Source organism: Bradyrhizobium sp. TM239, from assembly GCF_036247985.1.
Taxonomy (GTDB): domain Bacteria; phylum Pseudomonadota; class Alphaproteobacteria; order Rhizobiales; family Xanthobacteraceae; genus Bradyrhizobium; species Bradyrhizobium ottawaense.
In genome coordinates this window covers 78,355-90,929 of sequence record NZ_BTIR01000002.1, presented here as the reverse complement: position 1 = coordinate 90,929, position 12,575 = coordinate 78,355, and the positions used below count along the sequence as shown (strand labels likewise).

Genomic DNA, 12,575 nt, shown 5'->3' with positions numbered 1-12,575 from the left:
CCGTGACGGGAGCCGGCTTTTAGGGTAGGCAGGCAGCCATGAGCCGCCGCATCAAGAGAATGAACCCAAAGCCCCGTTCGCGTGACGAGCGCGACGATTCGCGTCCGTTCAAGGCGCGCACCGCAAAGAAAGCGGGACCGCGGCCGGGCGGCAAGCCAGGGACGAAGCCGCCGCGCTTTGCGGCGGAGCGTCCTGAGCGGCGCGCGCCCAAAGCTGCCGCCCAGGAAAGACCTGCGCCCGAAAAGCCCGTCGAGGCGCTGCTGCCGACCAAGGTGCAGACCGTCAAGGTGACCGCCGACGAGAACAACATGCGCGTCGATCGTTTCCTCGAGGCGCGCTTTCCCGGCCTATCGTTCTCCCACATCCAGCGCGTCGTCCGCAAAGGCGAGTTGCGCGTCGACGGCAAGCGCGTCGACAGCAAGGACCGTCTGGAGGAGGGCCAGAGCGTCCGCATTCCGCCGCTGAAGCTGGACACGCCGAAGGCCGTCGACGAGCTGTCGGAAGCCGCGCAAAAGACGCTTGCCGCGCTGAAGGAGATGACGTTGTACGAGGACGACGACGTCCTCGTGCTCAACAAGCCGTTTGGGCTTGCCGTGCAGGGCGGCTCCGGCACGACGCGGCACATCGACCAGATGCTGGAGGTGATGCGCGACTCCAAGGGGCAGAAGCCGCGGCTTGTGCACCGGATCGACAAGGACACGTCCGGCTGCCTTCTGATCGCGAAGACCCGTTTCGCTGCCTCGCATCTGACCGGTGCGTTCCGCTCACGATCGGCGCGGAAAACCTATTGGGCGCTGGTGCCGGGCCTGCCCAAGCCGAAGCAGGGCCGCATCTCGACCTTCCTTGCCAAGGAAGAGAGCGAGGACGACACCATCATGCGCATCGCCCAGCATGGCGACGAGGGCGCAAGCCACGCGGTGACCTATTACGCAGTGGTCGAGACCGCCGGCAACAAGCTGACCTGGGTCTCGCTGAAGCCGGTGACAGGGCGCACCCACCAGCTGCGCGCCCACATGGAGCATATCGGCCATCCCATTGTCGGCGATCCCAAATATTTCAACATCGAGAACTGGCAGCTGCCGGGCGGCCTGCAGAACCGGCTGCATCTGCTGGCGCGCCGCATCGTCATTCCGCATCCGCGCGGCGGCGTGATCGACGCCACCGCGCCATTGCCGCCGCACATGCAGCAGTCGTGGAATCTGCTGGGGCTTGATGCGGCCCGGTTCGACCCGATCGAGAACGCGCCGGAGGAGTAGGGGGCTGAATGGGGCAGGCGATGTCTGCCTCGTTCTCAGGTGTCATCGCCCGCGAAAGCGGGCGATCCAGTATTCCAGAGGCCGGCGTTAGGGAGCTCGCTCTCACCACACCCGCCGCGGCGTACTGGATGCCCCGCCTGCCGCCTGCGCCAAAGCTTCGGCGCGCCCAAGACCGAAACCTCGGCGAAGCCTTGGCGTAGCCGGGTCGCGGAGCATGACAGCGGTGTTTGTGGTTGCGACTGGTAACTATGCGTGATCACTTCCGAAACTGCTCCAGAAACATCCGCAAGCTGTCATGCGCGCTTTCGATATCCGTGATCAGCCAGCCATCGGCGCCGTTGACCAGGACGAAGTTCAGCGCGACCTTCCGGCCGCGATTGTCGAAATTCGCGGCGACGTAGGTCTTGTCGTATTGCCTGCGGACAACCGCGATTGCGACCGGACCGAGCTTCCAGCTCCGGCTCTGCACCAGGAAGTCGTAGGGCTCGACCCGCGGCGCGGACCAGGCCCTGCGGAGGCTTGGATCGAAGAACTGCCGGGTGGTGGCCGCATCCCGCGGCAGGCCCCTGGACAGCTCCGGCGCTCCTTCGCCGTAATGGGCATAGACATTCCGGACCAGCGATTCCGGGGTGCGAAAGCCGGCCTCCGCGGCGGCCAGCCAGAGCCCCGCCAACAGGGCCACAAGGCCCGCAAGTTCCCTCATGCCCGCTGCTCGCTTTATCGGCCGCAAGTCTTGGCTTAAGACGGTCTTGGCTTAAGACGGTCTTGGCTTAAAACGGTCTTATCTTAAAAGCCTAGCATCGAGCGACCAGGACCGAAAACTCACATGCGCGAATTGTTCGAAGAAGCAGCAAGCCAGCCTCCGCCGGATCCGCGGGAATCGGCGCGCGCGTCGGCGCGCACGCCGCTGCGCAAGCGCTTCTACAAGGAGGCCGGCGTCACCGAGGCCGAGGGCGGTTTTGCCATCACGCTCGATGGCAAGCCGATCCGCACGCCGTCCGGCCGCCAGGTGGTGATCCCTGCGCGGACGCTCGCCGATGCCGTGGCCGCGGAATGGGCGGCCCAGAGCGAGACGATTGATCCCGTGACCATGCCGCTGACGCGGGTCGCCAACAGCGTGGTCGAGGGCGTGATCGACCGCGTCGAGCTCGTCAGCGACGACCTCGCGAAATATTTCGAGTCCGATTTGCTGTTCTATCGTGCCGGCCATCCCGAAGGGCTGGTCGCCCGCGAGGCCGCGCATTGGGATCCCGTGCTGTTCTGGGCCGCGGAGACGCTGGGCGCGCATTTCATCCTGTCCGAGGGCGTCATGCATGTGAAGCAGCCTGACGAGGCGGTCGAGGCTGCGCGCACGGCGCTGCCGGGGGACGCCTGGTCAGTCGCCGCACTCCACGTGGTGACCACCCTGACCGGCTCGGCGCTGCTGGCGCTGGCGCTGGCTCATGGCGTGCGCGACGCCGGCCAGGTCTGGGCCGCCGCCCATGTCGATGAGGACTGGAACATCGACCAATGGGGCGGAGACGAGGAGGCGGCCAGCCGCCGGGCCACGCGTCTTCGGGATTTCGAGGCCGCCGTGGCGGTTCTGGCGGCGGTAAAGGCGTCCGCAGCCGAAGGTCCTTAACGAGAGGTTTACGACGGCGGCCTTAGGGTGTGGCCAGCGCTCCATGGGCCCCCTGAGATGCCGACGCCGGTCACTTCCATCGTTCCCGTCAGTGCCGCCAGCCCCGTAGCTGATGCGACGACGCCGGACCTCGTGCTGCAGGCGGGCAGCGTCGTCGATGCCAGGGTCGTCAGCGTGATGGCCGACAATCTGGTGCGGATCGTGATCGCCAACCTGTCGATGGACGTGATGTCCGAGGTGGCGCTGACGCCCGGGCAGAATCTCCAGCTGGCGGTGTCGCAGAACGACGGCACGATCAGGCTCGCCGTGATGAACGGGGCAGGCGAGGCCACTCCCGATCAGATCACGCTGACGCCGCGTGCGGCCTTGCTGGTGGAAAGCCCGCCGCTGGCGCCATCCGCGACCGCGACGCGCAACATGCTGACGCCATTGGAGCAGGTCGCCGTCACCGCGGCCTCGGCCGAGGCCGTCACAAAACAGGGTAGCCAGGCGCCGCTGTTCGCCAATCTGGCATCCGTCGTCACCGGCAGCGATCTGCCTGCGGGCTTGAAGCAGGCGGTGCTGGACGTGCTGGCGCAGCAGACGCCGCTCAATCCCGGGCTCGATGGCGCCGATGTCGAATCCGCGTTCCAGAAATCCGGCTTGTTCTTCGAGGCTTCGCTGGCCGCGGGCGCGAGGCCGCCCGCCGGCACGACGCCCGACCTGAAGGCGGCGCTGCTGGTGCTGCGCCAGACGCTGACCACGCTCGAAACCGCCCTGCCACAGGGCGCTGCAATTCCGGCTGCGACGACGGGGACACCGCAGGTCGCCACCGCGCCGACCCAGGCCGCAGGTGAGGCCGCGCAGTCCGCGTCCGCGTCCGGCCCCGAGATCGCGCAGACGCCGCGCAACGCCAATCTCGCGGCCGCCGTGCTTGCGGACGTTGCTGGCAACGCTCAGCAGGCCGCGATGCCGCGCACCATGTCCGCGGGCCTTGCCGCGAGCCTGCTGCAGGAGGCCACGCAAAACCTGCCGCGCCTGACCGGCAACGTTCCCGGCTCGAACAAGACCGTGCCCGACGGCCATAGCTTCGAGGCAGCCGCACGCGCGGCGCCACCGCCGTTCCGCGGTGCATTGCCTTCGCCGCAGGCGATCGCCTCGCCCTCGCTCGCGCCGGACACGCCGCTTTCCGCAACCGTGCATCGCCTGCTCGACGACACCGATGCCGCGATCGCGCGGCAGACATTGTTGCAGGTCGCTTCGCTGCCCAATCGCACCGACGCCAGTGGTCACCGCATCGACCCGGCCGTGCCGCAGTGGAATTTCGAGATTCCCTTTGCAACGCCGCAGGGCACCGCGATGGCGCAGTTCGAGATCTCGCGCGATGGCGGCAATGAATCCGCCGATCCCGCCAAGCGCGCCTGGCGCGCGCGCTTCTCGCTCAACGTCGAGCCGGCCGGCCCCGTGCACGCGCTGATCACGCTGAACGGCGACAAGACGTTCGTGCGGATGTGGGCGGAGCGGCCGGCGACGGTCCAGCAGCTCCGCGCCGGCATCGGTGAGCTCAACCAGGCGCTGACTCGGGCCGAGCTCAAGCCCGGTGACATTCTGGTCCGCGAGGGCACGCCACCTCAACCCGCACCGGCCCGCGCCGGCCACTTCCTGGATCGGGCGACATGAGCGATCCATCCAAGCTCGCTATCGCGCTGCATTACGAAAAAGGTACCAACGCGCCCGTCGTCGTCGCCAAGGGCAAGGGCACGATCGGCGAGAAGATCGTCGAGATCGCCAGGGCCCACGACATCCCGATCGAGGAAAACGAGGTTCTGGCCGGGGCGCTGTCCAAGGTCGAGCTCGGCGAGGAGATTCCGCCGGACCTCTACAAGGCCGTCGCCGAAGTGCTGGTGTTCGTGCTGCGGCTGTCGGGCCGGGGGCGATAGACCTTATCCGTCATCGTTTCACCACGTAGCCGCTGCAGGGTTGGGCGACCTTCATCGTTCAACGGATATCGCTCTTGCTCACCCGCCGTTCTACCCTCGGCCTTCTCACCGCAGCCGTCACTCTGCCATCGCGCGCCCTCGCTCACGTCGCGCCGCCGCGCAACGAGATCCGCGACAGCCTTGCAAAGCGCTTCACCGACCTCGGCACATCCGGCACCTTCGTCGGCTACAAGGTGGAGGACTATCTGATCGTCGCCAGCGACAAGGAGCGCTCGGGCGAGGGGAAGCTGCCGGCCTCGACCTTCAAGATCCCGAACTCGCTGATCGCGCTGGAGACCGGCGTCGTCACTGATCCCGACAAGGACGTGTTTGCCTGGGACGGTGTGAAGCGGTCGATCGAAGCCTGGAACAAGGATCACACGCTGCGCAGTGCGATCGCCGTGAGCGCGGTGCCGGTCTATCAGGAGATCGCGCGACGGATCGGGCAGGAGCGGATGCAGAAATATGTCGACGAGTTCGACTATGGCAACCGTGACATCGGCGGCGGCATCGACCAGTTCTGGCTCACCGGGGCCTTGCGCATCGATCCGGTCGAACAGATCGATTTCGTCGACCGGCTGCGGCGCCGCACGTTGCCGGTCAGCAAGCGTAGCCAGGATCTCGTTGCCGACATCCTACCGGTGACAAAGGTGGGCGACAGCGTCATCCGCGCCAAGTCGGGCTTGCTTGGGGCCGAGCGCGGCGAGCCGTCGCTGGGCTGGATGGTGGGGTGGGCGGAGAAGGGCGAGGCGCACACGGTGTTTGCGCTCAACATGGACTGCAAGGAGTCGCGTCTCGTCGGCGAGCGCATGACGCTGACGCAAGCCTGCCTTGCCGAGATCGGTGCGATATAGCGCTGTCGCGCCAGCGCCGCTCGACTAGCATCCTTCCGGCCAAGAACGAAAACCGGGAGGATCACAATGAACTCAACACCGCTCTGGCTGTCGTCGCTCACGCTTGCCGCAGTTGGCGGTTGGCTTGCCGCGACCATGTTCGCAGCACCTGCGACCAGCAAGGAGCCGCGCTTTCCGCAGCTGACCATGGATCAGTTAGATGCCAAGCAGAAGCCGCTCGGCGAGCAGATCATGAAGGTGTCGAGCGTCGGCATTGGTGGCCCCTACAATCCCATGATCCGCAGCCCGGTGCTCGGCCAGCGCCTGTTCGACCTGTTCCACTATCTGCGCTGGGAAACGTCGGTCCCGGTCAAGCTCAACGAGTTTGCGATCCTGATCATCGGGCGGCAGTGGCGCTCACAGGTCGAGTGGTTCGCGCACGCGCCGCTGGCGGCGAAGGCAGGCCTCTCGTCCGACATCATCGCGGAGCTGAAGGCCAACAAGCGGCCGTCGAAGATGGCCGAGGATGAGGCCGTGGTCTACGATTTCGTCACTGAGCTCACCACATCCAGGAAGGTCACCGACGAGACCTACGCGCGCGCGAAGAAGATCTTCAACGACCAGCAGATCGTCGATCTCACCGCGCTCGCCGGCAATTACGTGATGGTCGCGATGCTGCTCGCCATGGCGGAAGAGACGGTGCCGCCGGACAAGCAGGAGCCGTTCAAGCCGGGCGAGCCGTAAGACTCGTCATTGTTGTTGCGAGCACAGCTCTCTCCACCGCCTAACCCAACTTGAACAACACCTGCAAAAACTCCTCCACCGCCTTGCGCGACTCGGCGGCTGTCTTCGGATTGCCGCCGACATGCGGGTTCAGCTCGACGCAGGCGTCCTTGTAGGTGAAGGGCGCGTTGGTATCGCCGTTCATCAGCACGCCGCCGTCGCCTTCCCTGATTCGGCAATTGCGTACGGTCTGCGAATTGGCTGATACGGCCACGGTGTTGGCACCAAGCAGGCCGCTGTCGAACCCGTGCGCGCTATCAGGATATTCCGTCAGCACCACGTCGCGCCCCGCGGCCTTGAGCCGCTCGACGAAATCCTTGCAGCTCTTGACGGGGTTGTAGTCATCAGGCGTGCCGTGGAAGATGCGGATCGGGCGCGCCGCGACCTCGTCGTCACTCCGATACGTCGTCGAGCAATCCGGATAGAACGGGATGTAGGCGGCGAACTGGATGCCGGATTTGTTCCAGAGCTTGTTGAAGCGCGCGAGGCTCGCATAGAGCGTCGCCTGTCCGCCGCGGGAGAAGCCCATCAGGACGATGCGGTCCGGATCGACGCGCGGGTGTTTCGCCAAGATTTCCAGCGAGCGGTAGATGTCGACGATCAGGTTGAGCCGGCCGAGGAGCGCCTGGTTCGGCCCGACCACCGTCAGCCCGCGGCCGGTGAAACCGTCGATCACGAAGGTCGAGATGCCCATGGCGTTGAACGCGTGCACCCAGGCCTCGGTGGTGGCGCCGACGCCGCTTGAGCCGTGCATCAGCACCACGACGGGAAGCTTGCCCGTGCCCTGCGCGACGCGGAATTCGCCCGCCACCGTCACTGGCTTGCCGGCCGCCGCATCGCCGCTGAGAAATTGCTGGTCGGAGAGAGTGAGCGAGGGGATCGGAGAGATCTCGGCCCGGGTGGCGACTTCCTTGGGCAGGGATTGCGCGCTTGCCAGCTCAGTTGAAACGCAAAGCGCGATGAGCGCGGCAGCGACGCGGAATGCCGTCGGCATCGGATCCTCCCTGATGATTTTGAGCCAGTAGAACAAGGCGCCTGCGCACTGTCAATTTGACAAGGGGGCGACCGTCTCAGGCGGTGTCGGTCTTCTTCGCCGTCAGCGCCTGGTCGATCGCAAAGCCGCCGATCTCGCTCATTGCCTGCGAGATCACATCGCCCTTGCGGGCAAAGCTGGCGGAGAGGAAATCGAACTGCGTCCGCGCCAGCCGCAGCACATCGATCGGCACCGAGACCGCGGTCGCGTTGAAGCTGTCGACGGAGGCGCGCAAGCCGTCCAGCTCGGTCGTGAGCTTGCCGATATGGCTCTCGGCATTCTGCATCACACAGATCAGCTTGCCGCGCTCCGCATCGAAGGCGGCGCGCTCGGCGGCGGCTGCCGCGGTGACCTCGGCAAGCTGCGCCCGCAGCACCTCGATCTGGCCGACCATGGCATCGGAGGCAAGCTCGGCGGCCTCGCGCAGCTCGGCGTTGCGCGTGCTCGCATCCTGCTGCTCATGATAGAGCCGTTCGGCCGACATCGCCCGCTGTGCCAGCGACTCGATCAGGCTCGCGGCACGCAGCAGCATCTGGCCGTTCCGCCCCGACACCATGCTGGCCATGCGCCGCAGGAAGTCGATGGTTTCGGACGACGAGTTCGGCGGCAGGGGGACGACCGTCGCGGACATCTCGGTGATGCTTGCGTGATGCTCGAGCCAAGGCGTAATGACCGCCGCCGTACCAACTGGGCTCACGCAACATTCGGCGCCTGATCGCGAGGTCGAAGCAAGCCTGAATCGGCAGGCCCGGTCAACCGGGCCGGGCCACCAAAATTGCCGACGTCAGGCGTCCTTTTGCCGCCCGATCCGACCGAGATGGGTGAAGCCGAACCCGGCGGAATATTTCAGGCCATAGCCGAGGGCCCGGTCGATGCCGATATGGGCGAGCCAGATCAAGGCGATGGACAAGGTGAGCGGCGAGCCGAGGCCAAAGCCCAGCGTCAGCAGCGACACCGGTGCCATGTAGCTGTGGGCGGCGTTGTAGACCAGCGCGCCGAATTTCGCGTCGGACAGGTATGCCAGGAAGCTGAGATCGGGGACGAAGAAGAGCAGGGCAAAGACCAGCCAGGAGCCGTCCCAGGCCCAGTAAAGCATCATCATCCCGACAAACAGGGTAAGGCCCTCCAATCGTAACAGGATGTTGACGCCGCCCGTCGCCGCACCGGTCTCGGCCATTCTCTCGTCCATGCTCGCCTCCCGGGCAAAACTTTGTAATCTCTCACGCTTTTAGCCCGGACAGGGCAGCCCTGCGGCGCGGAAAGGCGCTTTCCGGTCCGCAAAATGCCGTGTTAGAACCCCGCATCACTTAAGAACTGGCGGGAGCAAATGAAACACATCCTGGACGCCCTTGAAGATCGTCGCGCCGGCGCAAAGCTCGGCGGCGGGGAGAAGCGCATCGAGGCGCAGCACGCCCGCGGCAAGCTGACCGCGCGTGAGCGAATCGAGCTGCTGCTCGACAAGGGGTCGTTCGAGGAGTTCGACATGTTCGTCGAGCACCGCTCCACCGAGTTCGGCATGGAGAAGAACAAGGTGCCCGGCGACGGCGTCGTTACCGGGTGGGGCACCGTCAATGGCCGCAAGACGTTCGTGTTCGCCAAGGATTTTACGGTGTTCGGCGGCTCGCTCTCGGAGACGCACGCGCTGAAGATCACGAAACTCCAGGACATGGCGATGAAGGCGCGGGCGCCCATCATCGGCCTCTATGACGCGGGCGGCGCCCGCATCCAGGAGGGCGTCGCTGCGCTCGCCGGCTATTCCTACGTGTTCCGCCGCAACGTGCTCGCCTCCGGCGTGATCCCGCAGATCTCCGTCATCATGGGCCCCTGCGCCGGCGGCGACGTCTATTCGCCCGCGATGACCGATTTCATCTTCATGGTGAAGAACACCAGCTACATGTTCGTCACCGGCCCGGACGTCGTGAAGACCGTGACCAACGAGGTCGTCACCGCCGAAGAGCTCGGCGGCGCCTCGGTGCACGCCACGCGCTCTTCGATCGCCGACGGCGCGTTCGAGAACGACGTCGAGACGCTGCTGCAGATGCGGCGTCTGATTGACTTCCTGCCATCCAACAACACCGACGGCGTGCCGGAATGGCCGAGCTTCGACGACATCGGCCGCGTCGACATGTCCCTGGACACGCTGGTCCCCGACAATCCGAACAAGCCCTACGACATGAAGGAATTGATCCTGAAGGTCGTGGACGAGGGTGACTTCTTCGAGATCGCGGATGCCTTTGCGAAGAACATCGTCACCGGCTTCGGCCGCATCGCCGGCCGCACGGTCGGCTTCGTCGCCAACCAGCCGATGGTGCTGGCCGGCGTGCTCGACTCTGACGCCTCGCGCAAAGCGGCGCGCTTCGTCCGTTTCTGCGATGCCTTCAACATCCCGATCGTCACCTTCGTCGACGTCCCGGGCTTCCTGCCCGGCACCGCGCAGGAATATGGCGGCCTGATCAAGCACGGCGCCAAGCTGCTGTTCGCCTATTCGCAGTGCACCGTGCCGCTGGTGACCATCATCACCCGCAAGGCCTATGGCGGCGCCTTCGACGTCATGGCGTCCAAGGAGATCGGCGCCGACATGAACTACGCCTGGCCGACCGCCCAGATCGCGGTGATGGGCGCCAAGGGCGCGGTCGAGATCATCTTCCGCAGTGACATCGGCGACCCCGACAAGATCGCCGCGCGCACCAAGGAATACGAAGACCGCTTCCTGTCACCCTTCATCGCCGCCGAGCGCGGCTACATCGACGACGTCATCGTGCCGCACTCGACCCGCAAGCGCATCGCAAGGGCGCTGGCCATGCTGAAGGACAAGAAGGTGGAAACGCCGGCGAAGAAGCACGACAATTTGCCGTTGTGAGGGAAGGGCAGGTCGGTGGCAATTTGGCGTCGTCGATCGAGACTACGGCGGCGCGCCATTGGATCGTGCGGCCTGATATTGAGCGTGTCGTCGGCAGTCCTGGCGATGGACATACCGTGCTTCGCGCAAGACAGCGAGATGTCCGTCACCGCCCGGACGTCGGAGGAGACCGTTATCGAAGGCTACGCCGACGCCGACAATACGTGCGCGCCGATCGAGCTCCCCCAGCTCTTGCTCATGAAGTCACCAGAACATGGAATCGTCTGTTATCGTATTGAGGATTTCGAGGTGGCGGGCGACTCTGGAAGGGATCAAGCCTGTATCGGGCGCTGGATCCGCGGCATAAGCATCTTCTACCTGGCACGACCTGGTTATAGCGGGCCGGATAGTCTGCGATACGAAGCGATCACCGATCGAAGGCGGGACCGAGTGGCTGTTCGCGTCAGGGTCTTGCCCGACCCTGCCAACGCTTCCGATGCAGCGGCCAGCCCTGGTGATTCTTCGCGCGAGCCTGCTATGTCGCTTGGGCCTCTCCCTGCGTGCGTTGTGCCGGTGTCCTAGGCGCTACCGTGCCCTGTAACCGAAGTTCGTTTGTCCCCCGATCTGCTCGCTCACGAATCCAATGACCGCATCCGATCCGACCGACGAAATCTCCGACATCGAAGATCGCATCGAGCGGCTCGCCGAGATCGCCGAGCGGTGCCGGAAGTACATCCTGGCGTCCAAGATCGCGATCGGTGGCGGGGCGGCGCTGTTGTTGATCACGATCCTCGGTGTGTTTGGCTTCGGTCAGACCGCAGCGCTCGGGTCGATCGCGCTGGTGCTGGGCGGGATCGTGTCGCTCGGCTCGAACGTCAGTACATTGCGGCAGACGGACGATGCCATCAGCGCTGCGGAGGCGCGCCGTGCGGCGTTGATCGGCAGCATCGACCTGCGCGTGGTCGCCGATGCGCCGCTGAAATTGGTGTGAGGTGTAGGGCGGATTAGCGACAGCGTAATCCGCCAATGTCTTTATCGCCGGATGCAGGCGTTGGCGGATTACGCTGTCGCTAATTCGCCCTACGCACCGGTGCGTGCCTTATCCGCGGCGGCGAAATGCGCCATCTGGTCGGCATGGGCCTTGATGAACGCCGGGCGGGCCGTCGCGCGCGCGACGTAGGCGCGGCAGGCGGGACTGTCGGCCAGCCCGCCGAAACCGTCGACGACGCGCAGCACGTCCGACATCAGGATGTCGGCGACGGAGAAGGGGCCGGCCAGCCATTCGCGGCCGGCCAACACCGGCTCGAGATGCTTGAGCCGGAGCTTGAGGAAGTCGTCGACGAATTTCCACGCCGCCGTGTCGGTCGGATGTCCCATGAATTTCGACATTCCCCAGGGCAGGCTCGCCATCTCCACCGAATTGAGCGCGGCGAACACCCATTCCGTCGTCTCGGCCCGGCCGCGCGGATCGGTCGGCATCAGCTTCGCACTGAGCCCGCCAAGATGCAGCAGGATCGCGCCGGTCTCGAAGATCGAGAGGTCGCCGTCGGTCAGCCACGGCACCTGGCCGAAGGGCTGGTGGGCGAAATGTGCGGCGCCGCGGTCGTCGAATGGAGCGCTCGCGACGCGATAGGGCAGCGCGGCCTCTTCGAGCGCCCAGCGCACGCGAAGGTCGCGCACGAATCCTCGCGGCGGTTCGGGAACCCAATTGAAGGTGGTCAGGGTGAGGTCGGCCATTTGCTGTCTCCGTGTCCTGGTTCGAAACGAAGGACGAGCGACGGACGCGCATTCCGACACCCGCGCCAACTCTTTTTGTCGGCGGCGGGTTATCCGGCTAGGCTCGCGCCCAACAACAGGAGGAAACCCGATGCCATCAGCTTTCTTCGTCGTCCGCGCCACCGTCTCCGATCCCGCCCAGCGCGCTGCTTTCGACAGATGGTACGAGTCGGAACATGTGCCCGACGCGGTGAAAGCATTCGGCGTGAGCAAAGCCTGGCGGTTCTGGAGCCTGGACGATCCCTCGCTGCATCAGGCGATGTATCAGTTCGATGACGAGGCCAGGCTTGCGGCGATGCTGAAGGGCGATGCGCTCAAGCAGCTCGTCGCCGATTTCAACCGCGACTGGCCCGACGTCAAGCGCTCGCGCGAGACGCTCCTGCTGGCGCAGGAGTTTGCGAAGTAGCGCGGTCCTGTAGCCCGGATGGAGCGCAAGCGTAATCCGGGGTCTTCGCCCGAAGCACGAATCCTGGATT

14 protein-coding genes are annotated in these 12,575 nt (G+C 65.4%); 9 read left to right on the top strand and 5 right to left on the bottom strand.

Translation table 11 applies throughout. The annotated features are described in order from the left end of the window. The first annotated feature begins 38 nt into the window (after positions 1 to 38). Positions 39 to 1,256, top strand: coding sequence for an RluA family pseudouridine synthase (locus AABA84_RS04685; RefSeq protein ID WP_338311521.1), 1,218 nt, complete (start codon positions 39 to 41; stop codon positions 1,254 to 1,256). A gap of 256 nt (positions 1,257 to 1,512) precedes the next feature. Here AABA84_RS04685 and AABA84_RS04680 read toward each other — a convergent pair whose 3' ends face one another. Continuing rightward, positions 1,513 to 1,959, bottom strand: coding sequence for a hypothetical protein (locus tag AABA84_RS04680; RefSeq protein ID WP_338311520.1), 447 nt, complete (start codon positions 1,957 to 1,959; stop codon positions 1,513 to 1,515). Positions 1,960 to 2,082: 123 nt separating this feature from the next. Here AABA84_RS04680 and AABA84_RS04675 point away from each other — a divergent pair, with 123 nt between their 5' ends. The 5 genes from AABA84_RS04675 (at position 2,083) to AABA84_RS04655 (ending at position 6,412) form a co-directional block, all read left to right on the top strand. Continuing rightward, a complete protein-coding gene (locus AABA84_RS04675) occupies positions 2,083 to 2,877 on the top strand; it encodes an ATP12 family chaperone protein (protein ID WP_212248986.1) in 795 nt (264 codons plus the stop codon). Positions 2,878 to 2,934: 57 nt separating this feature from the next. Continuing rightward, on the top strand, positions 2,935 to 4,536 hold the full coding sequence (gene fliK / locus AABA84_RS04670) for a flagellar hook-length control protein FliK (protein ID WP_338311519.1): 1,602 nt from the start codon (positions 2,935 to 2,937) through the stop codon (positions 4,534 to 4,536). Continuing rightward, positions 4,533 to 4,796, top strand: a complete 264-nt coding sequence (locus AABA84_RS04665; RefSeq protein WP_018322289.1) for an EscU/YscU/HrcU family type III secretion system export apparatus switch protein — start codon at positions 4,533 to 4,535, stop codon at positions 4,794 to 4,796. The genes fliK and AABA84_RS04665 overlap by 4 nt, the downstream gene beginning before the upstream one ends. A gap of 74 nt (positions 4,797 to 4,870) precedes the next feature. Beyond that, positions 4,871 to 5,689, top strand: coding sequence for a class D beta-lactamase (gene blaOXA, locus AABA84_RS04660; protein ID WP_338311518.1), 819 nt, complete (start codon positions 4,871 to 4,873; stop codon positions 5,687 to 5,689). A 66-nt stretch (positions 5,690 to 5,755) separates the two neighbouring features. Continuing rightward, complete coding sequence (locus AABA84_RS04655; RefSeq protein ID WP_338306299.1) at positions 5,756 to 6,412, top strand: carboxymuconolactone decarboxylase family protein; 657 nt, start codon at positions 5,756 to 5,758, stop codon at positions 6,410 to 6,412. 40 nt (positions 6,413 to 6,452) lie between these two features. On the opposite strand, the gene AABA84_RS04650 is transcribed toward AABA84_RS04655, so the two are convergent. The 3 genes from AABA84_RS04650 to AABA84_RS04640 form a co-directional block, all read right to left on the bottom strand. Next, positions 6,453 to 7,445, bottom strand: a complete 993-nt coding sequence (locus AABA84_RS04650) for a dienelactone hydrolase family protein (RefSeq protein ID WP_338311517.1) — start codon at positions 7,443 to 7,445, stop codon at positions 6,453 to 6,455. A 76-nt stretch (positions 7,446 to 7,521) separates the two neighbouring features. Then, entirely contained in the window at positions 7,522 to 8,115 is a 594-nt protein-coding gene (locus AABA84_RS04645; RefSeq protein ID WP_338311516.1) for a hypothetical protein, read from the bottom strand. A 153-nt stretch (positions 8,116 to 8,268) separates the two neighbouring features. After that, positions 8,269 to 8,673 carry a DUF4260 domain-containing protein gene (locus AABA84_RS04640; protein WP_212248980.1) on the bottom strand — a complete coding sequence of 135 codons (405 nt, stop codon included), beginning with the start codon at positions 8,671 to 8,673 and terminating at the stop codon, positions 8,269 to 8,271. A gap of 138 nt (positions 8,674 to 8,811) precedes the next feature. Between AABA84_RS04640 and AABA84_RS04635 the strand changes: the two genes are divergently transcribed. Beyond that, the gene (locus AABA84_RS04635; protein ID WP_338311515.1) at positions 8,812 to 10,344 is read left to right on the top strand and encodes an acyl-CoA carboxylase subunit beta; all 1,533 of its coding nucleotides are present in this window, start codon (positions 8,812 to 8,814) and stop codon (positions 10,342 to 10,344) included. Positions 10,345 to 10,966: 622 nt separating this feature from the next. Next, on the top strand, positions 10,967 to 11,314 hold the full coding sequence (locus AABA84_RS04630) for a hypothetical protein (RefSeq protein WP_212248978.1): 348 nt from the start codon (positions 10,967 to 10,969) through the stop codon (positions 11,312 to 11,314). Positions 11,315 to 11,403: 89 nt separating this feature from the next. On the opposite strand, the gene AABA84_RS04625 is transcribed toward AABA84_RS04630, so the two are convergent. Continuing rightward, on the bottom strand, positions 11,404 to 12,060 hold the full coding sequence (locus AABA84_RS04625) for a glutathione S-transferase family protein (protein WP_212248977.1): 657 nt from the start codon (positions 12,058 to 12,060) through the stop codon (positions 11,404 to 11,406). A 130-nt stretch (positions 12,061 to 12,190) separates the two neighbouring features. On the opposite strand from AABA84_RS04625, the gene AABA84_RS04620 reads away from it, so the two are divergent. After that, positions 12,191 to 12,505 carry a hypothetical protein gene (locus AABA84_RS04620; RefSeq protein WP_338311514.1) on the top strand — a complete coding sequence of 105 codons (315 nt, stop codon included), beginning with the start codon at positions 12,191 to 12,193 and terminating at the stop codon, positions 12,503 to 12,505. Positions 12,506 to 12,575: the final 70 nt, after the last annotated feature.